Consider the following 23,774-nt stretch of genomic DNA (forward strand, 5'->3'; position numbering starts at 1 on the left):
ATTTAGACATGCATTATCCCACATGTGCTATTGATGCAATTTCAACAAGGGCTTCAGGTTTAACCAGTCCGACCTGTACACAATAACGAGCGGGTTTGTCATTGGGAAAATATTCAGCATAGACCACATTTATTGCGGCATAATCTGCCCAATGTTTGACGAATATTGAGTTAAACGTCACATCATCCATCGTGCCACCTGCAGTTTCGATGACGTTTTTAATGGTTTCTAAAATATGTCGGGTTTGGCCTGCGGCATCACCGACACAGACCACCTCATTATTTTCATCAAATGCTAAAGTCCCAGAAACATAGACAATATTGTCTGCTTTGGTTGCAGGCACATAAGGTGCAAGGGGTTTAGCTGTACCTACTGGGATCACAACTTGTTTGGACATTTTAAATTCCTTTATTTTTTCCTTAAAGCATCTTCGCCATAGACTTAAACTCTAGAAAAGACACTTGATCTGGTTAAAAGCATTAAGCTGATTTACTAAAAGTGACTGAATTTGGCTGCTCTTGTTGGGTTTTGAATGTCTGTACAAATGATTCCGTATCAGATACCCATCCAAAAAAGGTTTTAATATTATATAAGGCTGCCTCTTGTGCTGATTGAGGGCCAGCTTGATAACATGCATCTTTTAGCGCTATACCAAAATATTCCAAGAAAAAACCATCTCTAAGGGTTGATTCCACACAAACATTGGTGGCAATCCCAACGAAAACTAAATTTCGGATGCCACGAGTACGTAAACTACTGTCCAATGCTGTATTAAAAAAACCGCTATAGCGTGATTTCTCGATCACAATGTCTTGAGGTTGAGGCTTTAGTTCATCAATTAATGCAAAATCCCAACCACCTTTTGCCAATAATTTGCCTTGTAAATCAGGATTTTTACGCATGGTTTTTAAAGCATTGGATTTATGAAAGTTAGGAGAACCTATGCCACCGGCTTCTACATATTGTTCATCCCATCCATTTTGAAAATAGATCACTTGGATACCGGCTATATGTGCTGCATCAATGCTTTTTTTAATATTAGCAACCACAGGTTGAGTAGTGGAAACATCAAAACCAGCCAAATCCAAATAGCCACCAATTGAGGTATAGGCATTTTGCATATCAATGACGATAAGCGCCGTTTGTTCAGGTGCGAGCTGAATCGATTCTGGCTCCGCTTTTAAAATTTTGCCTGTTCCTGCATGAGTCGTGAAATCTGTACAAACCAGATTTTCTATCATTTTCGAGTTTTCAACTATACTCATGCGCTTTTCTCCAAAACGGGTTGAGCTAGCTGTTGATAACTTGCAACAACCTCCTCACGACAAGCCATCAACGGTTGGACGCGCTGTCCAAAATCCTCAACCCCTTGGATAAAATCATCAAATGTTAAAAGAATTCCTTCAGTGCCTTTAATGGTAGAAATTTCATCCAGCATCATGGCAACATTTTCATAAGAACCGACGATTGTGCCCATATTAATATTGACGGGTGAAACACTAGATGCCATTTGACGAATATTGGTATCTGTACCTGATGTTTGATCTTTACCGCCTTGATTCATTAACCAGTTAATTGCTGCTAGGTCTGCGCCTTGGTTATAGTTCTCCCATTTCGCCATTGCTTCTTGATCTGTTTCAGCTGCAATCACCATAAACAAAATATAGGTTTGAACATCTCTTCCTGTCTGATCAGTATGTACTTTTAGACGTTCGTTGATTTCAGCATAGGCCGTTGGTGTATTGAAACCTTTTCCAAAAACAAAATTATAATCTGCATATTTTGCAGAGAATGCTAAGCCCGCATCAGATTGACCAGCACAAATAATTTTCATGTCGGATTGTGGTATTGGCTTTACTTGGCAATCATCCATTTGGAAGAAATCACCTTTGAAATCAGATGTTCCCGTTGCCCAAAGCTCACGTAAAATTTCGACATATTCAGATAAGTAATCATAACGTTTAGAGAAATAATCATCCCCTGGCCACAACCCCATTTGGGTATATTCTGGTGGTTGCCATCCAGTCACAACATTTAGCCCAAAACGTCCATTTGAAATCGAGTCAATCGTTGATGTCATACGTGCCACAATGGCTGGTGGCATCACCAAAGTCGCTGCCGTAGCAAAAATTTTTATTTTACTGGTCACTGCCGCTAAACCCGCCATTAATGTAAAGCTTTCTAAGTTATAATCCCAGAATTCAGTTTTACCCCCAAAACCACGCAGTTTAATCATCGACAATGCAAAATCAAAACCATAATGTTCTGCACGTTGTACAATCTGTTTATTCAATTCAAATGTTGGCTTATATTGCGGTGCATTTTCTGAAAGCAACCAGCCATTATTTCCAATCGGACAAAATACACCAATTTTCATAGCTAAACCTCACTGTACAAAAAATATTCTAAAAATATTTAATATAAAACTAAAAACCAAAACCACCTTGTAATTATAAATAATGCATACAACATGCCACTAAATTTAATTAGTTGTTTTTATTATTAATTTTTTTATGTTTATTTTTTATTTTACCTTTTGGTAAAATATATGAATTTTTAAGTCATGAAAAATAAACTAAAATAGTGCATAAATGCGTCATTTTAGATCATTTATAATTTTAAAATTAACCGACACTATAAATAAAAAACCGCATATGGTATGTGGTTCAATAAGATAAAATTCTGACGAAATACAACACTGGTTCAATAAAATTAGTAATCTAATAAAATAGTTATTAAAATAAATCTTTATAATATTTTACAAGCATCATCAAAATCTAATCTTGGTAATCTTGTATATATTTTTGTATGATCCCCATATCCTATGTTGACAATCATATTAATCGAATAATCAGTTTCTTTAAAGAAAGTCTCATTCACTTGCATATCATCAAATCCAGACATTGGCTCTGTGTCCAAACCTAAACTTCGACATGCCATAATTAAATACGCGCTTGCATCGAGCTATTTCTTAAAGCTGTTTCATTGGCAAGTTTGGGATTTGAGGTAAACCAAGATTTAGCGTCTGTATGCGGAAAAAGTTTAGCAAATTGATTATAAAATTTCTGATCCGTTGCTACCAACACTGTCAAAGGCGCTGTCATGGTTTTCTCTATATTTCCCGAGGATAGCGCAGGCTTTAGTTGTTCTTTCGACTCAGATGTCATTAAAAATATAAATCGAGCAGGGCAACAATTGGCAGAGGTAAGTCCCATTCTCACTAAATCATAAATTTGCTGAATCTATTCAGTGCTGACTGCCTTATCCAACCAAGTATTGTGCGTTCTGGCATCTGGAAACAATTGGTTTAAATCTATGTTGAGGCTCTGGTTCATAGGGTTTCTTCTACTAAATTTTGAATTAAAATCTGATTGACTGTATTACTTTCTGTTACAGATGAAGCATGCGCACCGGTTTCCAATAGTGTTAATTCGCCATGCCCCAATATTGCTTTAAGGTCTATACTCTTTTGATAAGGCACTAAAAAATCATCTTTGTTGGCAATGTAATACACATCAGTGTTCGCCAAAGCAGCGATATGTTGCGGTAAAATTTTAAAATTCATCAATGCATTTAAGCGTAGCAACACGTTATTAATCGGTGGGAAATCTTTAAATCCCTTGCTTTCGATCTCTTGAATTTGTTGAATATGCTTTGAAATATAAGCAGGTGGATATAGAAATAGAGCTTGTGCACGTATATAAGCTTCAGCACCAGCATTTTCTAACAAGGCAATACGGGTTTTGAAACATTTATCTGTATGTGGATCAAGAGCATCCCAGGCATTAATAAAGGTTAGACTCGACAGTGAAATTTCGGTGTTGTAGATCAAAACAGCCAATTCAGCTCCAATTACCGCACCTAAGGCATGCCCAATAAAATGGCATTGTTTGATTTGTTGTTGTTGAAGTATGTCTAATACTTGCTTTGCCATATTCTTTATTGAATATGCTGTGGGTAATGCTTCAGAGTCTGCATGACAACCTTCTTGGTCATAAACAAGCACCTGAAAATATTGAGTTAAAGTTTTAATTTGTGGTTGCCAAAAAGATGCATGCCCACCTAAACCAGAAGATAGAACTACAGTTTCAGCATCTGGTTGCGCTACACACGGGAAAATTTGATAGCTCATTTTTGACCATTTGATAAATTAATCACTTTGATGACAGCAAAAAATATGCCGAATAATATTTATATTTAGTTTTGAAGGGTTTTTGATGGCGAATGTGAATATGAGGATTGTTATGTTATTGGCTACTTGCTCAGTAGCTATAGGTCTATTATTGATAAAACACACAATGAGCTTTTGTAATAAAGCGAGTTTATATTCAAAATAATCTGATTTCACAACTAGAAAACTACACGCTCAAATTTTGATGTGTCCTTAGTATTCTTAAATTGATCATAAAAAAAGCAACAAAAATGTTGCTTAAAAACACGACAGACTTAAAGCGTTATCCTCAAATATCTTCTCTATCAATCAACGCATTCGCTTTAAGTTATAAGTCACAACTCCCCATATTTCGAATTCTTGCCCTTCTTCAATATAAATATTTTTAAACTCTGGATTCTCAGCTTTTAACCAGACTTTCGGTGGATCAAACTGTTTATCAATCATCAAGCGTTTCACCGTAAAATCATTATCAATACGGGCGATGACAATATCACCAGATTTTGCAGAAATGCTACGATCTACAATCAAAGGGTCTTCGATATCAATCCCCACATCTTGCATTGAAAGCGAATTTGCTTTAACAATAAATGTAGAACTCTCATTTCTGATTAAATATTCATTCATATCTAAAGATTGTTCTATACTATCTTGAACTGAAAATGGTACACCAGCAGCGACCCTTTCAGTCGCAAGTGGAATCTGATAGACCTTATCATTCTTAGGCTGTATGGTCTGGATCTTCATGCTCGCTGTTAAATCACTGAGCTGACCATTTTTGAAATTTTTCAGTAACCAGTTTTTGATAAAATCGACTTGTGACTCTGGTACACGGATGACTTTGGTTGGCTCACTAAACTGTGCCTTACGCCCAGCATTTGCTCTAGCACCTCCATGTTCAAATTCTACTTTCTTAGACATTATTTATCCTATATGCTTCATAAAAGCCTGTAAAATCAATATAGCTTGAAAAAGTTACAAATTCAAGTTGACGGCAAGTTTTTTTTGAATAACAATAACTCTATCGATCAGTTTTGATACATCTATTTGAACAAGGACGACAAAGATAATCAATATACTTATCATAAATCAATAATTTAGAATACAGATATCTTGTTAATTTATTGATACTTTTGAATAAGTTCTCTGATCTCACTTAAGCACTTAATTGATTGATTTTCTATGTGGAGACATAAAAATGGCGACTCAACGTGATGCAATTCTTGGTTATGCAGACGAACAACATGCTTACTATATTCGTTTGATTGAAGACAATAATGTGTTAGGCAGCCAATATGGTTTATTTTGTGAAAATACCAATAGTGATATCGCTGAAAGTATAATGACTACATTATTTTTAAAGAAATCATTTTGGCTAAATGGCTCTGAATTTAGTGATATTGTAAAAGGTTTAGAACCTCTTCCCCTTTAAACAGATGCTCACCTGATAAAATTGAATATGCTTAAATATTCAACTGAAGTTTATGATTTGATATGTATTTAATAATTAAAATGTCGTTGTATTCCCCTCGATACAACGACGATTTAATTTCAATTAATCATCAGATCAATAGGTTTGAATGGCAGAGCTAAGCATTCAGAATTTTATTAAATCAGCACCTAATCTTGCATGATTACTTTACTTTTATTCCTTTCATATTTTTTATTTCCTTGTAGTTCTCTTCCTGTTTGGGTATTTTCAGCATGCTTTAGCGCGATGAGCTCCTGCAGATCATTTATCACCGACGACTCGAGCGTTAATGATAAATTCGAATTAGCCTCGCCTTATTATATTTATTCATGGCACTTATTTTGCTTAACAAATATTACGTTTTTCAACAATCGTAATACTCAAGCTAAAATGAGGACGGTAAATATGGGTTATGTTGTAAAGGAAATTGGTCAAAAGAATAAGCTATTACTGAGCTTGTGTTCTTTTCTGATCCCTATATTGCTCTGGTGCGCTGTCAGTTATTTACCTTTTATTTGGCATCCTCAAGTCCAAATCACAGATTCAGGCAGTGTCTCATATTTACAAGTCGGTAGCCGTATCGAAAAAAGTGTGTTCTATAGTGAGGCACAAAATGCGGTTGCTCATGATTCTGCACCACCACAAGGTATTTTAGTCAATCCCATTTACTTACCTGCACCACATGAAGTGGCTAAGGCCTTGGTCACTGCATTTACCACACCGCCAGAACAACCAGATACCCCATGGTTTCATCAAAGCTTATGGCACAGTATTAAAATCGTATTTTCAGCTTTTTTAATTTCTTCAATTTTTGGTATTCCATTGGGTATTCTCTGTGGTTTCTCACAAAAAATATCACTGCTCACAGAACCTTTTGTTGAATTTTTCCGTTACTTACCAGCCCCTGCTTTTGGCGCGCTTGCTGTTGCCATTTTGGGAATCAATGATGCACCTAAAATTGCAATTATTGTGATTGGTACGCTTTTTCAACAAATTCTAATAATTGCCAATACAACACGTATGGTCGATAAAGGCTTAATTGAAGCCGGCTATACCCTAGGAACCAATAAGCTCAAAAGCCTATTCAATGTGGTTATTCCTGCTGCTTTTCCAGATATTTATCGTGATTTACGCGTGCTACTAGGTTGGGCTTGGACCTATTTAATTGTCTCTGAATTAATTGGTACTACTTCTGGTATTACATGGTTTATTACCCAACAAGCACGCTATCAAAACTTTGACAATGTCTATGCTGCGATTTTGATTATCGGGGTGATTGGACTGGTTTGTGATGTGTTATTAATGAAATTAGGCGAGCGTATGTTCGCATGGAAAGCAGGGGCCAAATAATGAATGACTCAACTTTTAATTCACATGAATATTTTCAAAAAATTTATGCACGCCCTGTCATCTTAGAAGCCAAACAACTGAGCCAAGTATTTAAACATGGTAAAAACGAACGAACTGTTTTAAATCAACTGGATCTTAAAATCCATAAGCGTGAATTTATTTGTGTGATTGGCCCATCAGGTTGTGGTAAATCAACGTTAAGTCGCGTAATTGCAGGTTTAGATCCTTATCATAGTGGTGAAATCTTAGTCGATGGCCAACGCATCACAGGACCTAGCCCTGAACGGGGCATGGTGTTCCAAGGGTATACCCTGTTTCCATGGAAAACGGTTAAAGAAAATGTCATGTTCGGACCACGGATGAAAGGTGCCAGTCAAATGACTGCGGAAGCCCATGCACGAGAATGGATCAATATTATTGGCTTGGACAAATATGAAAATCAATATCCACATCAACTTTCTGGTGGAATGAAACAGCGTGTTGCGATTGCTCGAGCTTTAGTCAATGAACCTAAAATTTTACTGATGGATGAACCTTTCGGCGCGCTCGACCCTCATACCCGTCAAAAGATGCAAAAACATTTAATGGATTTATGGCAAAACATTGATATCACCATTATTTTTGTTACCCATGATATGGATGAAGCCATTTTATTGGCTGATCGTATTATTGCGCTAAAAGCCAATCCCGGTGAAATTAAAGAAATTATTGAAGTGGATTTACCTCGCCCACGTTCATTAGCTCTCATGGCAACTCCTGCTTTTCAACAATTAAGGGCACGTGTTGATCAGTTGGTACACGCTCAGGAAGATGAGCTTGATCCATCACTTCAAGACTTACCCAAAATACCGAGGATGACCCAAGTCAGCACGGATAAATAAACAAACAGATTTCTTATAGCCTTTGGGACGACCCAAATCGCTTAGTTCATTGTTGGACGGCCAACCTTGGTGATATTCATGTCAAACACATATGTTTTACCAATTGTGGACATTTCCCTATTATCCAGTCCTGACCTCGAAGATCGTCTAGTCGTGGCACACGCTTTAGATCAGGCATGTAAAGATGTGGGTTTCTTATATCTAAAGGGAGAACAATTTAAACCTGCGTTATTCAACAATCTTTATCAAACCGCACAGCAATACTTCGCCCAAGATACTGCAATTAAGATGAGGAATTATATTGGCTTATCTGAAAATCACAGTGGTTATGTACCGATCGGTGAAGAACGTTTTGTAGAAACGAGTTATGATCTTAAAGAGGCCTATGATGTCAATTATGATCATCAAAGCCCCGCAGATCGCCGCCCTTTGATTGGTCCAACCCAGTGGCCAGATGACCCCATTTTTAAACAGCATGTTTCAGATTATTATCAACATATTAAAAATATTGGGCACACAATTTTCCAAAGTTTTGCGCTAGCACTTGGCTTAGATGAGCATTATTTTGATGCATATAATTCCAAAGCACCCAGTCAACTTCGCCTTATTCATTATCCTTATCATCCTGAAATTCAGGATAAAGATGGTATTGGTGCACATACCGATTATGAGTGTTTTACTTTGCTCTTACCCACAGCACCTGGATTACAAGTCCTCGATAAAACAGGGCAATGGATCGATATTCCACTGCTTGAAAATACATTGGTTATGAATATTGGCGATATGATGGAAATTCTGTCTAATGGGCGATATTTGGCAACCAAACATCGTGTTAAAAAAGTTTCCGAAGAACGTTTTTCATTTCCCTTCTTCTTCTCTTGTGATTATGACTATCTGATTCAACCTTTGCTTAAAGATCAGCCTGCAAAATATTCCCCTTTAAAAGGCGGTGAGCACCTTTTTAATCAAACCGCACAAACTTTCCAGTATCTAAAAGAAAAAGTAGCCCGGGGTGAAATTCAACTTGAAAATCCCCGCCCGCTTTATTCATTTGGTTTAAGTCAAAACGAGGAGTCACTATGAACTTATTAGAACTCTGTGCACAACTTAAACCGAGTGATGATTCAGCCTGCGTATTACCTCGGTATTTATTGGGTGCTTTTCGCCGTAAGAGTATTACTTTTTCCAATGGTTTAACGGATGAAAATACGCTGGTCTATTGGTTTCAATCTAAAACCTTTACCATTGATTTACGCTTAAAAGACCCCCTTTCAACGCCCGTTTTAGAACGACAGGGCTGGGTTGGCGATACAATTTGGGATGCTCAAAATCAATTACTTTCATGGAATGTCAGCAGTAATTATCAAAATCATGTGCAATGGCCCGAACCAGCAAAATTGTATTCAATTGGCAATGCAATATTAGAGTTTTCACCAAGCCATGCTTATGTTGAAGATTGGCGGCAACAAGCTACCCGTGGGCTATATCTTGGCCTACGTTTATTTAAAGTTGAAAATATCGATTTAAGTATCAGTTATCCTGCAGATGGTGGCTTCATCCTTTGTGATCATTTTATTGCCTTTGCCAAGTCTCGACATCCAGATATACAACAGGCTTTTCACTCCACTAATGCTTTAAAAGATGCTATTTCTCAACAACAGATTAGTCTAGAAGCAATTCAGGACTATGAGGTTTCGATCAGTTTTGATAAGCAGATCATCGATCTTAGCACCATCAGCAACAAAGTTGGAACTATGATTGATCTTGAAAATTTCCAACAACTCGATCACAACACACTTGTCCAACAGCAACTGATCAATGGTGAACATTGTCGTTTATTTTTTACACTTGATGTATTTCAAAAAGATTTTTGCTTTACAACGCTTACGGGCACTTCAACTGAAAGTCAAAATTGGTTTGATCATGAAGAAAATCATCTTTTTCATCATGCAAAAATAGCGTTATAAGGGATATTCTCAATCAATGTCTTTTTTATATTTAATGATTGCCATTGTTGCAGAAGTCATCGCGACTTCTGCAATGAAGGCTTCAGATGGTTTTAGCCAGTTATTTGCATCGATTATTACCGTGATTGGATATGCGGTTGCCATTTATTTTTTATCACTGACCATGAAAACGATTCCTGTCGGTATTACTTATGCGCTTTGGTCTGGCGCAGGCATTATTTTGGTGTCCTTGGTCGGCTTCTTTTACTATAAACAACACTTAGATTTAGCTGCAATCATCGGTTTGGCTTTTATGATTATTGGGATTTTAATTATTCATCTTTTTTCAACGAGCACTGAAATATCATAGACTTCTTGTGTTAGTCAAAAATAAGCACTCGATACGTGTAAACTTTTAAATTTTGATGAAACATAGATGGTGTTTCTATCGTGATGCGACATGGATGTCGCCTTATTGGGTGGGGATACAGAACGTGCCCCTCACTCAACATGAGCAAAAACAAAGTACTGCTTTGATTGCAACGCGGGGTTTAGAATCCCCTATGAAAAGTGATACATCGCCTACACAAAGCGATTTAAACTTTAAATGTAAAGCGCGGCATTGCAAATTTGATCCTCATACACTTAATTTTTATGTAATAGTAAAATTTTCATGATTCATAAAGCTTAACCACATTTAAATATCATCTCTAAGTTTATTTTGGCAAGAGCTCTAGTGAATAGAAAATCCTCTTTTAATGTGATTAAAGTGACGCCTTTGTAATCAATTTAAATTTAATTTGTTAATCTTTAAAACAGATCTACCACTATAAAAATTTCACTGATTTGGTTAGTTTTCCTGCATTCAAATCTGTTCAAAAATTGCGTCTAGGCTCTATATAAAGCTTTTGCACCTAAAATAAAATAGCCCAAGACATGCTTAGGCTATTTTTTCCAACGATCTAATTCTTTTAAAACCGCTATTTCAACTCTTGCAACAATGTCGGATAAATCAGACCATCGACATTTTGTTCAGTTTTATAGATGCCATTTTCCACGTTAAATTTATTGACGTGATAGGACGAGCCATAGATCGAATCAAAACCATTGCCTTTACTAAAGACTTTTTGATTGGCGTCTAGATCAAGTAAATGGGTGCCATTCACCATCGTTTCGTATTGTTTTGGATCTACCCCTGAACGGATTGCCATAATTTTTACAGCATCTGCATGTGTTGCAGGATCATTAATATATTTCACTGTCTTGTCCCACACTTGAAGGATCTTTTTCCATTCATCTTTATGGGCAGTTAAATGACTCATATTCACAGTTAAGGTGTCATAAATTAACCCCGGTTTATCCTTGGAGGTATAAATGATTTTTGACCCTGCAACAGTTTTCAATGCTTGACTGGCAACAGGTTGCCATACCGCAATAGCTGAAACATCTGGGCTCGAGAATACTTGTGGTAATTGATTGGTAGCTGAATTAACCAATTTTATTTCATTGATGGGAATCTTTTGATCTGACATTGCCGTTGCTAGAAGCAAATGATCGACTAGACCTTTTTCAACGCCGACAGATTTACCTTTTAAATCTTCAATATGATTGATCCCCTCTTTGGCAATAATCACATCATTGCCCGCAGAGTAGTCAGTCGCCATGATCATCATGCCTTGAGTACCACCCGAGGCCGTCACCAAGTTATCACCATTGGTAACAAATACTGCATCTAATTGATTGGCAGAAAATGCTGAGAGTGATGCTGAATAATCAAACCATTTAAAATCAACATTGAGACCTGCTTCTTTTAGCCAACCTTTTTCAATTGCAACTTGCCATGCCACAAATCCGGGCCAATCACTATAGCCAATGGTAATAGGTTTAGCATCTGCTGAAGCTTGCGCACCCTCTTTTGCTTGAGGAATTTTTGCCGTGTTGTCACAACCAGATAACAGCATTGCTGATAATAATGATACGGATAAAAAAGATTTATAGATCATACAGAAACTCCCCCGATTTTCTCGCTTTTAAATTGTGTATTGGTTTGATTCAGCGACTGTATATATGCACGCCAACCACCTAAATGGCTGATATCTATAGCGTCTTTAATTGCATAAGCTTCGCAAATAAAACCTTTTACCCAACTGCCATCTTCAAGTTGTAAATTGCCGATTCCCAACGGTGCTGGAACCTCAGCAACGATTGCGCCAAAGTTTGCCAATGGAATTTCCCAAACTTCAACTTCAATAGACGTTCCTGTTGCATCACATTGCAGACCAGGTTTTGGTGGACTGGTATTTTTTAAAGCAAATAATTTGTAATTTTTAGCGGTATAGGTTTTCTTTAATAAAGTCCCTTGGCGTGTAGTGAGCTGAAAATTAAGTGGCATCGCTGTTAAATGCGCTCCCACAACCGCCAACTTGACTGAATTTTTTGAAGCAATCTCAAGCATTTTTTGATAGTGCTGCTGAGATTTGCCTAATGTAAGGGCTGTTAGTGTTTGCCATTTTTGAGCAAAATTTGCCAAAGCTTGATCATGCCAAGCAGGTGCAATAAATGTTACTCCGCTCGGCAACCCATCTGAGCGAATTGTATTGGGTAATGCTATGGCTGCTAAATCGGCAAAATTGACAAAGTTGGTATAAGCTCCCATATGTGAGTTCTTTACGATTGGATCTACTTCAACATCGACAATACGATAAATCGTGGGTGAAGTCGGTACCATTAATGCATCATAGGCTTGTAAAGCCAGATTAATTTTTCGTGCCAGCACAGCACGTTTATATTCAGCTTGAAGTGCATCCGTGGCTGTAAATTTATCTGCTTGAGCTATGATTTCAGCAATGACCGGATGCGCTTGGTCACGTGTTACAACTTTTTCCACAGCAACAGTCCGTTCCGCTACCCAAGCCTCGTTATAGAGGGCTTTGGCAAGTTCATTAAAATCTGTGAAATCAATACTTTCAACTTTATAACCAAGTAATTTGACTCGTTCTACTGCGGTCGCAAAAGCTTTTTCAGTTTCTGTGTCACCATAAAACTCAAGCTGTGCAGGTATGGCAATTTTGCCTTTAGAAAACTGAGAGGGAACATTTGCTGGATGAATACGTGAATATTCATCTTTTTCATCATAGCCTTGCATAACACTGGCAACCGTCCAAGCATCGTCACTGCTCAATGCAAAGATAGAAATGACATCAATCGTTCTACAAGCAGGCATCAAGCCTGTGGTTGAAAACCAGCCTTTGGTCGGTTTAAGACCAACAATATTGTTATGCCCTGCTGGCACACGACCCGAACCTGCTGTATCGGTCCCTAAGCTAAAGGGCACCATACCATTTGCAACTGCAACGGATGAACCAGAGCTGGAACCACCGCTGATATATTCTGGATTAAAACTATTTTTGACCGCGCCATAAGGTGAACGTACCCCGACCAATCCCGTTGCAAACTGATCAAGGTTAGTTTTTCCAATCACCACAGCACCAGCTTTTTTTAACTTGGCAATCACCACAGCATCATTGGTTGCTAAATATTCAACGTCTTTACAAGCAGCGGTGGTATGGAACCCTGCGACATCGATATTATCTTTGACGGCAAATGGCACACCGTATAAAGGTAAATCATCTCTATCTTGTAGTTTTAAGGCTTCAATTTGGGCTTGAATTTGCGTTTCAGATGCGATTTCAATCCAAGCATGATCATCATTGTGAATGGTTTTAACATAATCGATTAACCCCTCAATCTTGATTTTCTGGCTGGTATACGCCTCTCGCCAGTCTTGAATTGTCCATAAGTCTTGCATCACCCTACTCCCGATTTAATCATTTTGCAGAATTGGTGGCATTACAGCATCCATCAGCTCTAGATGCCCTTTGATCACACCCTTGAGTGCTGTAAATTGTTGGCTAATATGTCGAAGCTCAGAACTTGCGCCCTGCATCAGCATGACTTGTAATATTTTTTGTTGATCTAGCTGGATATGCAGTGAGCTAATCACTTGAGTTAAAAACTTTTGTTGCAAATCAATCAGTTGGTTTCGAAGTGGCATTTGTCCTGCATCATAAAGTAGGGTCAGAGTACCCACCATAACCTCATTGGCCTGTGCCTGTTCCGCAATCAGATGTTTATTGATCATGTCGACAATGGCTTGAGATCGACTTTCATAGTGCTGATCGACAATTTTCTGATCGAGTGCATTCAACGTTGCTTCTGGTACAGTAATGCTGATCCGAGCCAACTTTTGTTTAGCCACACAGTTATCCTTTTATCTTATTTACAGGAGTGTTTTGTTTGATATACACACCTGCTCGTACAGTGAATAAATTAACAAAAAATCTTTTAATCGAATGTGTTTTTTTGACTGTTGTTTTGACCTGATTCATAGCACAACTCCATCTCAGTATTACCAAATTAGGTTTTTGTATTACCAATATAACAATGCAGAAAATGTGCCAGTTTTTAACCAAGTTTTTGCTGGTTTTAACGTGTATTTATGGACGATTTGTGGGCAAAAACAGTGTAAATGCACAAGCATAGCGCGTAGGGTTATATGCGCTTAAAATCCAAAGTTTTTACTAATTTTATTTTAGTTGGCTAAGTATTTGTAAATTATTACAATCCATAGAGTTCTGCTTATAAAATAAAACAAACCATACTTACAAAAAAAGGAGCATCATCATTGATGCTCCTTTGCTGACTTTTATCAGGCTACAGGTGCCAAAGTAAACAATACCTGTCCGGTCTTGACGGTCTGACCTTTTTCAATGGAGATGGCTTCCACCTTCATCCGTTCAGGTGCAACAATCGGAATTTCAATTTTCATCGCTTCAATCACTGCAAGGGTTGCACCTTCTTCAACAATATCTCCAGAAGCACATTCAATTTTCCAAATTGAACCTGGCATATGTGATTCAACAGCACAACCACCTTCTGGGATACTGACTGCTTCACCATCCTCTACAGTATCTAAACTTTCAGAGACATACTCTTGTAAACCTGCAGCATGCCAACGAAGGCGCTCTGCTTCAAAATTGGCTTGTTGCCTCTGTTTAAAAGCATGAATACTGTCCTGATTTGCAGCAAGGAAATCATTGTATTCTTTTAGATTAAGCACCCCGTCTTCAATACGTAGTTGCAACCGCCCTGCTTTAAAATCTTCGCGCATCTGTAGCAATTCTGCTTCTGAAACCTCATAGAATTTAACCTGATCAAAGAAGCGTAATAACCACGGCTTGCCAGCTTCAAAATTGGCATTTTTACGATAACGGCTCCACATTTGTGTAGTACGGCCCACAAATTGATAGCCCCCGGGACCTTCCATACCATAAACACACATATATGCCCCACCGATACCAACAGCATTTTCCGGTGTCCAAGTCCGTGCAGGGTTATATTTTGTTGTGACCAAACGCTGACGCGGATCAAGTGGTGTGGCAACGGGTGCGCCTAAATACACATCACCCAATCCCATGACCAGATAATTGGCACTATAAACCACATCTTTTACCGCTTGCTTGGATGCTAGGCCATTGATACGACGAATAAACTCGATATTATCAGGGCACCACGGTGCATCAGGACGGACGATTTGCGTATAGCGCTCAGTCGCCAATTGGGTTTGTGAATCTTCCCATGCCAGTGGTAAATACACCGTCCTTGAAGGGACTTGCATATTGTGTATATCTAGCAGTTCCGCTTCCGCGTGTTGAAGTTTTTCCAAGAGCTCAAGTTGATCAATTTGAATTGAATCAAAATGAATCTGTAATGAACGAATCCCAGGTGTGAGATCAATAATTCCGTGGATATTCTGGTCTTTTACCCATTGCATTAAAGCATGAATACGGAAACGTAGATTTAAGTCTAAAACCAGATCACCATATTCAACTAATACATAGCTATTTCCCGCAGGTCGGTAAGTCACACTGGGTAAATGTGCTTGTCCTACGCGTGTGGCTAAAACAGCATTTTCTAATGTGTCATTTTCTGCGTAGAATACAGGATTAAAATTCACCGCATCTGTGTCAGAAGCGATAATACTTTGATGATATGTTTGATCCAAGGCTTTTGCTTGGGCATAACTCACAGGAATAAATTTAACTTTATCCCCTGCTTTAAGCTGACCAATTTTCCAAAGTTCTGAATGAATCACCACAGCTGGACAAACAAAGCCACCTAAGCTTGGACCATCAGGCCCTAAGATGATCGGCATGTCGCCTGTAAAATCAATCGCACCAATTGCGTAAGCATTGTCATGAATATTTGAAGGATGTAGACCTGCTTCACCGCCATCTTCACGTGCCCACTCTGGTTTTGGGCCAATCAAGCGAATGCCTGTACGACTGGAATTATAGTGAATCTCAAACTGGTTACTAAAGAAGTTATCTATATCGTTTTTGGTAAAGAAATCTGGTGCGCCATGCGGACCATACATCACCGCAATTTCCCAATGACGCTCAAATTTAGGGATTTGATCTGTGGCTAAACTTTTGCTTTGATCAGATGAATATTCAGTAATCGCAAGCATATCTCCAATTAATAAATTACGCCCTGCATGCCCACCAAACTGCCCCAGAGTAAAGGTTGCTTTTGATCCTAAATATTCAGGAACATGAAAGCCACCTTTGATCCCAATATAGCTTCGACATCCCGTACTCATTGTTCCACACTTTAACACCTGACCTTTTTTAACATTCACGGTTTGCCACATTGGAACCAGTACGCCATCCAGCTTAGATGGCATATCGCCGCCGGTAATCACAATTTGACTATCACAATGAAACTTTAAACTCGGGCCTTGCAGCGTACATTCCAATCCAGAAGTATTATAAGGATTACCTAAAAGTTGGTTGGCGACATTTAAACTCAAAGGATCAATCGCTCCTGATGGTGGAACACCTACATCCCAGTAACCTAAACGACCTGTAATATCCTGAATTGCGGTTTGAATGCCCGATTGTAAAACCTCAATTTTTTGGGTTTTCCATACAAATGTATTTAAGAAGCGTGTGGTTTGTATCCCTGAATTAAATACCTCACCCGCAATAATATTTTGTAGATATTCCAAATTTGTTTCGATGCCTGCAATCTGTGTATCTGCCAGACTTGATTGCATGGCTTGAATTGCTGAACCTCGATCAGATGCTGTCACGATGATTTTGGCAAGCATGGGATCATAAAATGAAGACACATTTGAACCGGTTTCGACCCATGTTTCGACCCGTGCATTTTGATCAAATTGCACATAGGTGAGTAAGCCTGCGCTGGGTTGAAATTGTTTAATCGGATCTTCCGCATATAAACGAACTTGAATTGAATGTCCTTTTGACACTAATTTTTCAATGGGTGCTGTCCAATCTCCACTGGCCAAAGTCACCATCCATTCAACCAGATCCACGGCATAGACTTGTTCTGTCACACCATGCTCAACTTGCAGACGGGTATTCACCTCCAAGAAATAGAATTGCTCAGTTTCAGTATCCATCACAAACTCAACTGTACCTGCTGAACGATAATTCACAGATTGCATAAGTTGAATTGCGACAGTTTGAATATAGTCACGTTGCTCATCGGTTATATGCGGTGCGGGTGTTTCTTCTATGACTTTTTGATTACGACGTTGTACAGAACAATCGCGTTCCCCTAAAGCCAACACCTGCCCTTTTCCATCACCAAAAATTTGTACTTCAATATGTCGAGCATGCTGCACAAATTTTTCTAAATATAACCCTGCATCTTTAAAGTTGGCTTGAGCCAAATACGAAACGGTTTGATAAGCGTCTTTGAGTTCAGATTCGTTCCAAACTAAACGCATACCAATACCACCACCACCCGCAGTACTTTTTAACATCACAGGATAGCCAATACGTGCAGCTTCCGTGACTGCTTCTTGCTCACCAGAAAGCAAAGAACTCCCCGGCAACAACGGCACTTGGCTTTTAATCGCCAGCTCACGGGCAGTATGTTTTAGACCAAAATCCAGCATTTGACTAGAGGTTGGTCCAATAAAAGCAATACCCTGATTTTCACAGAGATCACAAAACTCCGCATTTTCAGATAAAAATCCATAACCTGGATGGATTGCTTCAGCACCTGTTTGCTTGGCAATTTCAAGAATTTTTGCAATGTTTAGATAACTTTGTTGTGCTGGTGCAGCACCAATGCAAAATGCTTCGTCGGCTAAAGTCACATGTAAAGAATCTTGATCAGCTTCTGAATAAACCGCAACTGAACCAATCCCAAGTTTTTTTAGCGTACGAATCACGCGACATGCAATTGCACCACGATTGGCAATGAGAACTTTTTTAAACATAATTATGCTCCCATACCATTATGTATCAGCAATTGAATTTTCGTTGGGTTATAGCCATTACACGGATTATTTAATTGTGGGCAATTTGAAATCAGTACGATTAAATCCATCTCAGCTTGAATTTCTACATATTTACCAGCGGCAGAGATACCATCAGCAAAGGTTAAATGTCCGTCCGAGCTGACAGGCACATTCATAAAGAAATTAATATTGGGGCCGATGTGCCGAACGTTTAACTGATGTTTTTGTGCAATGGGATGTTTGGCTAATGCATACATAAAATTATTACGGCAACTGTGCATCGGATAGGTGTCATGTGCATAGCGAACCGTATTACTTTCACATGAACAAGCACCGCCTAAGGTGTCATGACGACCGCAGTTATCATCGACAATCACTGCAATTGGGCGGCCTAAATTACTGTATAAGGTTGTCCCTTTTTCAAGGTAAACATGCTGATTAATGGCCAAAGTATCTGTTGCGCTATAACGTTCTGCTGGGTTTTCTGCTGACATAAATAAGGTATCGACGGCTTGATTGCCTTCTAAATCAACAATACGGAAATATTGGCCTTTTTTTACTTCGCCCATCCATGCTTCACCCGCAGGACAAACTTCATTTAACAAGGCTTGATCTAAAATAGGTTTTTCGATTGACGTTAAAATGCTCATGATGATTGTCCTTAAATGCGTGTGTTATTAGATGAACTCAGCGCGTAATAACGCTGGTTATTGTCAAATGCACGTTGATTTTGCGGACATGAGTCTCGACAAATATCGTTTTCCGTTAAGGGCAATGCAGTAAAGAGTCTCATTTCTATATCAGCAGGGGAATATTGCGCTGAATGATCTAAGCCATGCGGTGCAGCCGATAAGAATACAAAGCAATCCATTTCAAAACGTAGCTCAATGAATTGCCCAGTATTGTCTGAGCGGATATAAGACAAAGCACCCACATCATCTGGGGTCACTTTTGAAAATAAATTCACTGTTGCGCTGAGATCAATTTGCCCAAGTGAATATTTACTCATTTCAACCAGCAAACCATCTAAACCATTTTGAATCATTTGATTTCGGGCATCTTGGAATGTCTTTATTCCAAAAGTAGCTTGGATTTGTTCTGGACGACTTGGACCACACAAAGCGTCATTCCAGCCATGATCATCATACATAATTGAGGCCATAACCCGTCCCAAATCGGAATACAACACATGACCTTGAGTTAAAAAAGCAGTATGTTGCCCTTTTAAACTATCTGGCATATTAAAACGCTCAAGTCGATCATGGGCATTCACACAAAATAAAGAGACATTGGCATCGGCAGATAAAGCTTTAAATTGAAGTACGCTTCCTTTGGGAATGCGACCTGACCAGTGATGTCCACCGGGTAATTTTTCAGACCAAATGACCTGTTGATCATGATAATTTGTCGTATGCATAGCCACTCCTGTTCGGATAGTTTATTGACTTCCTCCCGGGCTTTTATCCCTCCGTGTAGTTCTTTCGAACCGCGAACTCTCGGTCCAGACATACTCTTTTAGACAAGTATCGGAACCCTAGATCACTTTTTATAATTTTATTTGATGCAAAGGATGTGCCAATTTGGTATTACGATTTTAGGCTTTAGTAATACCAAATTTGTGCAATAAGAGTGCATTTCAGGGCATAGAAAGCAAAAATGAGTTATTAATGATCTAAAAAATGGCGATGTGCTAAATAAAAACCCGTTCTAAATTAAAACGGTCTCTAATTGAAAGCCATCTCTAATAAAATCCTTTTTAAAAAAACGTGTCATAGAAACAACACGGCGCAAAAATATTTAGGTTCGTCGATAGGTTGACTTAGGGCATGGCAAACCTTACGCTGCAAACAAAGCCATGCTTTCTTTTTGCTCATGTTCTACTTAAGAAGATAATTCAGGGATATAGCGAAAACACACGATAGACAAACTGGCTATAGGAAAAACATCCGATAAAAAACACGCTCATTCAGGCCAAAACCAGCCTGAGTAAGCGCGTGTTAAAATGATTCATCGTATTCAGCAAGCATTGTGCTATACGATGGCTCATTAATTAATAATATATTTTAATAATAGGTTGCTCTTTTTTTCGAGAATTTATCCAATTGTTTAAGAAAACCATCAAAATAATCTTTTTCTTTTTCTTCTACACGATAACCTGCATATAAAGTTCTACGTAAACCTTCAGGCGCGACACAATCTAAACGGCGAGAAACCACCCAGCCCTTTTGCTCATATTCATTGACCACCCAATCAGGCAGTGCTGCGATACCATGACCACTTGCCACAAGTTGAATCAACATTTGAGTTAAATCTGTAGTTCGAATATGTTTTGGCTGAATATTGGCAGGAATAAATAATCTCGACATGATATCCAGTCGATGCTTATCCACTGGATAGGTCACCAAGGTTTCTTCAGCCAACTCTTGTACCGTAATTTGTTTCATTCGTGCTAAAGGATGCGTGATTGAGAGTACCAATCTCGATTCATATTCAAAAATTGGAAAATACTCTACCCCTTTTAGCGCAATTGGATCTGCTGTAATTAATAAATCGAATTCACCAGTTTGTAATAACTCGTGTGGATTGGCTTCAAATCCTGAGGCAAAATCCAAATCTACATCTGGGTATTGTTGACGATACTGGTTGAGCAACGGCATAAGCCAATCAAAACAACTGTGGCATTCAGAAGAGAAAACTATTCGTCCCGTTTGCCCATGCACAATACGGGTAATATCAGACTGGGCAATTTGCACTTGTGGTAAGATATCATCAGCAAGTTTCAGTAAGCGTTGACCAACATTAGAAAAACTCACAGGACGTGAGCGACGATTCACCACTTCGACACCAAACCATTGATCTAACTCTCGAAGCTGGTGTGATAAGGCAGAAGGTGTTAAACACAAATCTCCTGCTGCTGCAACCAATGAACCATGTTCACGTAAAGCAGTCAGTGTTTTTAGATGTCGAAGTTCTAACATTCCATCATTACCAAATTAATATGTTAAAGGTGATCTGGCTATAGCATAACGGATTGATGGCATTTATGTTTAATTATTTTCACTTAAATTTAAAATTTGTTATTTTTATTCATTTTTAAATGATACGTAAAACATGAGGATACTTTTACTCATCCATACAATTAAATCGCTCGATTTTTGGAATGAATAAATTGTACAGTTGCATACTTCATCTATACAGCTATATAAGTTTCTTTGTGAATGAACTAAATCTGGCTTTTTAAAATATCATCCTTAAAAACTTTCAGCATAGACTGAAAACATTTCATTGAATTCAAACACCACAAGACTTTAAAACTTTTACAATAGAAGATTATTCCTTTTTTATATTGTTTAGCATGACTCTGGAACGCCAAAAGCTCACACTCCCCCAAGGCCACGACAAATTGTTGCTGCATTCATGTTGCGCGCCGTGCTCAGGTGAAGTCATGGAAAGCTTAATTGAATCAGGCATCGACTTTTCAATTTTTTTCTATAATCCGAATATTCATCCAGTCAAAGAATATTTAATTCGTAAGGAAGAAAATATTCGATTTGCTGAGAAGCATAATATTCCATTTATTGACTGTGACTACGATACAGATAATTGGTTTGAACGTGCCAAAGGTATGGAAAATGAGCCTGAAAAAGGCATCCGCTGTACCATGTGTTTCGATATGCGTTTTGAGAGAACCGCACTCTACGCACACGAACATGGATTTAGTTTAATCAGCAGTTCATTGGGCATATCGCGTTGGAAAGATATGCAACAAATTAACGGCTGTGGAATCCGAGCTGCCGCACATTATCCACACATTGAATATTGGGATTATAACTGGCGTAAAAGTGGCGGTGCACATCGTATGATCGAAATCAGCAAACGTGAAGAATTTTACCAACAAGAATACTGTGGCTGTGTTTATTCACTGCGAGATACCAATCGCTGGCGTATGAAAAACGGTCGTGACCGAATCAAATTAGGTGAAAAGTTTTATACCAATGCGATGGACGAGGAAAATTAATTTATTCAGACTCGTCCCTTTATCACTGCTTCACATACCAGTTTTTCCAAGAGCTGGTTCCACGTACTTCTATCGGTACAGTTGGAATCAGCTGTTTTTTTAATATCTGAATTTGATCGACCTCTTCAGCCAATCGAGCTTTGACAGAGTGTATACACTCTCGATCCCCAAACTCACAACGGTCTAAATGTGTGCCACCGCATGGCCCATTTGCTAAACCTTTAGGGCAAGTTTCAGGGCAAATATATAAGGTTTCAGCCAGCCGACACTGACCACAGCTCTCACACCCGACAATAAAGTGCTTACTCAAATATTCCGCTTGTAATAGTAATTTTGCTGCAAGGGCTTTATTCCAAAAACCCGCACTAAAAATATAAGCACCCAGCCCTTTGACCAAACTAGAATTAAACATGGTACTGTGAATAGTATCTAAAAATTGATATTTCACTTTCTGATGCAAATTACTCAGCTTAGACTTTTCTACAGCAGCTGGGCGTAATTCATTGCCCGTTTTAAGCTGCCATAATTGAGTCCATAATTGTTCACATTGTTTAAGATCAAGATGTCGATACTGTTCAATATAACTAGTTAAAATCGCTTGCTCATCGGCTTTATGGCACGCAGAAAGATGCACACCAACATAACCAATATGCTGACAAATCAAAATTTGTAAAGCACAACGTAAATAAGTATTTTCAGTTTGATCAGAATCATGTTCTTGAGCCAATACTTCAAGCATATGTGGTGTAATCACAATACCTGCGACATTATGTTTAAGCATAAATTTCGCTCGTGCTAAAGTCAGCGGCATCACACAAGCAAGAATTTTTTGTGTATAGTTTTCTTCAATTAAAAACTCATGTGCTTGTTTAAGTGCCACGAGGTCAAAGCCCAACTGGGTAATAATATAATCAGCGCCTGCTTGTAGTTTTTTATGTAATTTTAAATACTGCGCTTGTTTTTCTGCTTGGCTATATTTAAACGGATTCAAAGCAACGCCGATATGAAAGCCGCCCTGTTGTTTGGCAGCGATGACCGCATTCACCGATTCTAAATAGCGTGTTCGAGCGTGGCTACCTTGTCCATCATGATGTCGTTTTAACTTATCGCCAGTCAGTAACAATAAATTTTGCTGTCCGTGTTGTTTGGCTTGCACTAAAAAAAGATTGAAATCATGTATATCTCGACCTTTACCTGCATAATGTAATACTTTTTCAATCTGTTGCGGATAAGATTGTGCAGCGATTAAAGGCGCAATATCGTCATCTGAACGTACTCGATCTGACAAAGTCATACATACAGGAAAGCCCGCCAGTTGTGTTGCTACAGGCAATACCTCTTGCATCGAAGGTAAATATTCTACTAAACAGCAAAATTTGTTTTGAGCAAAGTATTGGGAAAGCTGAGACATAAAAAATTTAGATAAATACAGCAAAATAAATAGGCCAGAATTATAGAATGTTTTAAATCGAATTACTGTAAGCATAGAACGCTTTTCAAGCAGATCTCTGCATAATCGACATCATTCATTGCATCTTAATTTAAGCTTTTTTATCACTTCTCTATAGGAGCAATGGTTTTTATTACGATGGTAGAAATTAG

General features: G+C 38.4%; 21 protein-coding genes, 1 pseudogene and 1 riboswitch. Of the genes and pseudogenes, 7 read left to right on the forward strand and 15 right to left on the reverse strand.

The features are described from left to right. Window positions 1-13 precede the first annotated feature (13 nt). From rutC to ACG916_RS12155, 6 genes and pseudogenes are all read right to left on the reverse strand, one after another. A complete protein-coding gene (rutC, locus tag ACG916_RS12130) occupies window positions 14-397 on the reverse strand; it encodes a pyrimidine utilization protein C (RefSeq protein ID WP_336954038.1) in 384 nt (127 codons plus the stop codon). Between the two features lie 82 nt (window positions 398-479). Beyond that, a complete protein-coding gene (gene rutB / locus ACG916_RS12135) occupies window positions 480-1,241 on the reverse strand; it encodes a pyrimidine utilization protein B (RefSeq protein WP_419327956.1) in 762 nt (253 codons plus the stop codon). A 20-nt stretch (window positions 1,242-1,261) separates the two neighbouring features. Continuing rightward, window positions 1,262-2,377, reverse strand: a complete 1,116-nt coding sequence (rutA, locus tag ACG916_RS12140) for a pyrimidine utilization protein A (RefSeq protein WP_419327834.1) — start codon at window positions 2,375-2,377, stop codon at window positions 1,262-1,264. Window positions 2,378-2,748: 371 nt separating this feature from the next. Further along, window positions 2,749-3,335 (reverse strand): annotated as a pseudogene (locus tag ACG916_RS12145) (malonic semialdehyde reductase). After that, window positions 3,332-4,132, reverse strand: coding sequence for a pyrimidine utilization protein D (gene rutD / locus ACG916_RS12150; protein WP_336954042.1), 801 nt, complete (start codon window positions 4,130-4,132; stop codon window positions 3,332-3,334). The pseudogene ACG916_RS12145 and the gene rutD overlap by 4 nt, the downstream one beginning before the upstream one ends. Window positions 4,133-4,480: 348 nt before the next feature. Continuing rightward, window positions 4,481-5,092: a LexA family protein gene (locus ACG916_RS12155; RefSeq protein ID WP_336954043.1), complete on the reverse strand. Its 612-nt coding sequence runs from the start codon at window positions 5,090-5,092 to the stop codon at window positions 4,481-4,483. Between the two features lie 277 nt (window positions 5,093-5,369). Between ACG916_RS12155 and ACG916_RS12160 the strand changes: the two genes are divergently transcribed. From ACG916_RS12160 to ACG916_RS12185, 6 genes are all read left to right on the forward strand, one after another. Beyond that, window positions 5,370-5,603, forward strand: a complete 234-nt coding sequence (locus ACG916_RS12160) for a hypothetical protein (RefSeq protein WP_004724652.1) — start codon at window positions 5,370-5,372, stop codon at window positions 5,601-5,603. Between the two features lie 444 nt (window positions 5,604-6,047). Further along, window positions 6,048-6,992, forward strand: a complete 945-nt coding sequence (locus ACG916_RS12165; RefSeq protein ID WP_336954044.1) for an ABC transporter permease — start codon at window positions 6,048-6,050, stop codon at window positions 6,990-6,992. Next, the gene (locus tag ACG916_RS12170; RefSeq protein WP_419327833.1) at window positions 6,992-7,873 is read left to right on the forward strand and encodes an ABC transporter ATP-binding protein; all 882 of its coding nucleotides are present in this window, start codon (window positions 6,992-6,994) and stop codon (window positions 7,871-7,873) included. Before ACG916_RS12165 ends, ACG916_RS12170 begins: the two co-directional genes overlap by 1 nt. A 78-nt stretch (window positions 7,874-7,951) precedes the next feature. Beyond that, window positions 7,952-8,956 carry an isopenicillin N synthase family dioxygenase gene (locus ACG916_RS12175; protein ID WP_419327832.1) on the forward strand — a complete coding sequence of 335 codons (1,005 nt, stop codon included), beginning with the start codon at window positions 7,952-7,954 and terminating at the stop codon, window positions 8,954-8,956. Further along, a complete protein-coding gene (locus ACG916_RS12180; RefSeq protein ID WP_419327831.1) occupies window positions 8,953-9,840 on the forward strand; it encodes a hypothetical protein in 888 nt (295 codons plus the stop codon). The genes ACG916_RS12175 and ACG916_RS12180 overlap by 4 nt, the downstream gene beginning before the upstream one ends. A gap of 16 nt (window positions 9,841-9,856) precedes the next feature. Beyond that, the gene (locus ACG916_RS12185) at window positions 9,857-10,189 is read left to right on the forward strand and encodes a DMT family transporter (protein WP_336954048.1); all 333 of its coding nucleotides are present in this window, start codon (window positions 9,857-9,859) and stop codon (window positions 10,187-10,189) included. 610 nt (window positions 10,190-10,799) lie between these two features. On the opposite strand, the gene ACG916_RS12190 is transcribed toward ACG916_RS12185, so the two are convergent. The 8 genes from ACG916_RS12190 to ACG916_RS12225 form a co-directional block, all read right to left on the reverse strand. Next, on the reverse strand, window positions 10,800-11,822 hold the full coding sequence (locus ACG916_RS12190) for an ABC transporter substrate-binding protein (protein ID WP_419327830.1): 1,023 nt from the start codon (window positions 11,820-11,822) through the stop codon (window positions 10,800-10,802). Continuing rightward, on the reverse strand, window positions 11,819-13,630 hold the full coding sequence (gene atzF, locus ACG916_RS12195) for an allophanate hydrolase (protein WP_419327829.1): 1,812 nt from the start codon (window positions 13,628-13,630) through the stop codon (window positions 11,819-11,821). The genes ACG916_RS12190 and atzF overlap by 4 nt, the downstream gene beginning before the upstream one ends. Before the next feature lie 12 nt (window positions 13,631-13,642). Then, entirely contained in the window at window positions 13,643-14,077 is a 435-nt protein-coding gene (locus ACG916_RS12200) for a CopG family ribbon-helix-helix protein (RefSeq protein ID WP_336954051.1), read from the reverse strand. Window positions 14,078-14,081: 4 nt separating this feature from the next. Continuing rightward, the gene (locus ACG916_RS12205) at window positions 14,082-14,207 is read right to left on the reverse strand and encodes a hypothetical protein (RefSeq protein ID WP_419327828.1); all 126 of its coding nucleotides are present in this window, start codon (window positions 14,205-14,207) and stop codon (window positions 14,082-14,084) included. Window positions 14,208-14,527: 320 nt separating this feature from the next. Next, complete coding sequence (gene uca / locus ACG916_RS12210) at window positions 14,528-18,133, reverse strand: urea carboxylase (protein WP_419330348.1); 3,606 nt, start codon at window positions 18,131-18,133, stop codon at window positions 14,528-14,530. Between the two features lie 2 nt (window positions 18,134-18,135). Then, window positions 18,136-18,804, reverse strand: a complete 669-nt coding sequence (locus ACG916_RS12215; protein WP_419312842.1) for an urea amidolyase associated protein UAAP2 — start codon at window positions 18,802-18,804, stop codon at window positions 18,136-18,138. Window positions 18,805-18,815: 11 nt separating this feature from the next. After that, window positions 18,816-19,571: an urea amidolyase associated protein UAAP1 gene (locus ACG916_RS12220; RefSeq protein WP_336954054.1), complete on the reverse strand. Its 756-nt coding sequence runs from the start codon at window positions 19,569-19,571 to the stop codon at window positions 18,816-18,818. A 30-nt stretch (window positions 19,572-19,601) separates the two neighbouring features. Further along, a riboswitch (guanidine-I (ykkC/yxkD leader) is annotated at window positions 19,602-19,703 on the reverse strand. Window positions 19,704-20,217: 514 nt separating this feature from the next. Further along, complete coding sequence (locus ACG916_RS12225; protein WP_336954055.1) at window positions 20,218-21,132, reverse strand: LysR family transcriptional regulator; 915 nt, start codon at window positions 21,130-21,132, stop codon at window positions 20,218-20,220. A gap of 377 nt (window positions 21,133-21,509) precedes the next feature. Here ACG916_RS12225 and ACG916_RS12230 point away from each other — a divergent pair, with 377 nt between their 5' ends. After that, the gene (locus ACG916_RS12230) at window positions 21,510-22,172 is read left to right on the forward strand and encodes an epoxyqueuosine reductase QueH (RefSeq protein ID WP_419327826.1); all 663 of its coding nucleotides are present in this window, start codon (window positions 21,510-21,512) and stop codon (window positions 22,170-22,172) included. A 22-nt stretch (window positions 22,173-22,194) separates the two neighbouring features. Here the strand turns inward: ACG916_RS12230 and ACG916_RS12235 are convergent, their stop codons facing one another. Continuing rightward, window positions 22,195-23,583 (reverse strand): methylenetetrahydrofolate reductase C-terminal domain-containing protein, encoded by a 1,389-nt coding sequence (locus tag ACG916_RS12235; protein ID WP_419327825.1) that lies wholly within the window; start codon window positions 23,581-23,583, stop codon window positions 22,195-22,197. Window positions 23,584-23,774 lie beyond the last annotated feature (191 nt).

This window comes from Acinetobacter legionensis, assembly GCF_048552295.1.
In the GTDB taxonomy this organism is placed as follows: Bacteria; Pseudomonadota; Gammaproteobacteria; order Pseudomonadales; family Moraxellaceae; genus Acinetobacter.

Excerpts from the sequence above, each read along its gene's own strand:
- rutC (WP_336954038.1), bottom strand. The coding sequence starts at position 397 with ATGTCCAAACAAGTTGTGATCCCAGTAGGTACAGCTAAACCCCTTGCA.
- rutB (WP_419327956.1), bottom strand. The coding sequence starts at position 1,241 with ATGATAGAAAATCTGGTTTGTACAGATTTCACGACTCATGCAGGAACA.
- rutA (WP_419327834.1), bottom strand. The coding sequence starts at position 2,377 with ATGAAAATTGGTGTATTTTGTCCGATTGGAAATAATGGCTGGTTGCTT.
- rutD (WP_336954042.1), bottom strand. The coding sequence starts at position 4,132 with ATGAGCTATCAAATTTTCCCGTGTGTAGCGCAACCAGATGCTGAAACT.
- ACG916_RS12155 (WP_336954043.1), bottom strand. The coding sequence starts at position 5,092 with ATGTCTAAGAAAGTAGAATTTGAACATGGAGGTGCTAGAGCAAATGCT.
- ACG916_RS12160 (WP_004724652.1), top strand. The coding sequence starts at position 5,370 with ATGGCGACTCAACGTGATGCAATTCTTGGTTATGCAGACGAACAACAT.
- ACG916_RS12165 (WP_336954044.1), top strand. The coding sequence starts at position 6,048 with ATGGGTTATGTTGTAAAGGAAATTGGTCAAAAGAATAAGCTATTACTG.
- ACG916_RS12170 (WP_419327833.1), top strand. The coding sequence starts at position 6,992 with ATGAATGACTCAACTTTTAATTCACATGAATATTTTCAAAAAATTTAT.
- ACG916_RS12175 (WP_419327832.1), top strand. The coding sequence starts at position 7,952 with ATGTCAAACACATATGTTTTACCAATTGTGGACATTTCCCTATTATCC.
- ACG916_RS12180 (WP_419327831.1), top strand. The coding sequence starts at position 8,953 with ATGAACTTATTAGAACTCTGTGCACAACTTAAACCGAGTGATGATTCA.
- ACG916_RS12185 (WP_336954048.1), top strand. The coding sequence starts at position 9,857 with ATGTCTTTTTTATATTTAATGATTGCCATTGTTGCAGAAGTCATCGCG.
- ACG916_RS12190 (WP_419327830.1), bottom strand. The coding sequence starts at position 11,822 with ATGATCTATAAATCTTTTTTATCCGTATCATTATTATCAGCAATGCTG.
- ACG916_RS12205 (WP_419327828.1), bottom strand. The coding sequence starts at position 14,207 with ATGAATCAGGTCAAAACAACAGTCAAAAAAACACATTCGATTAAAAGA.
- uca (WP_419330348.1), bottom strand. The coding sequence starts at position 18,133 with ATGTTTAAAAAAGTTCTCATTGCCAATCGTGGTGCAATTGCATGTCGC.
- ACG916_RS12215 (WP_419312842.1), bottom strand. The coding sequence starts at position 18,804 with ATGAGCATTTTAACGTCAATCGAAAAACCTATTTTAGATCAAGCCTTG.
- ACG916_RS12220 (WP_336954054.1), bottom strand. The coding sequence starts at position 19,571 with ATGCATACGACAAATTATCATGATCAACAGGTCATTTGGTCTGAAAAA.
- ACG916_RS12225 (WP_336954055.1), bottom strand. The coding sequence starts at position 21,132 with ATGTTAGAACTTCGACATCTAAAAACACTGACTGCTTTACGTGAACAT.
- ACG916_RS12230 (WP_419327826.1), top strand. The coding sequence starts at position 21,510 with ATGACTCTGGAACGCCAAAAGCTCACACTCCCCCAAGGCCACGACAAA.
- ACG916_RS12235 (WP_419327825.1), bottom strand. The coding sequence starts at position 23,583 with ATGTCTCAGCTTTCCCAATACTTTGCTCAAAACAAATTTTGCTGTTTA.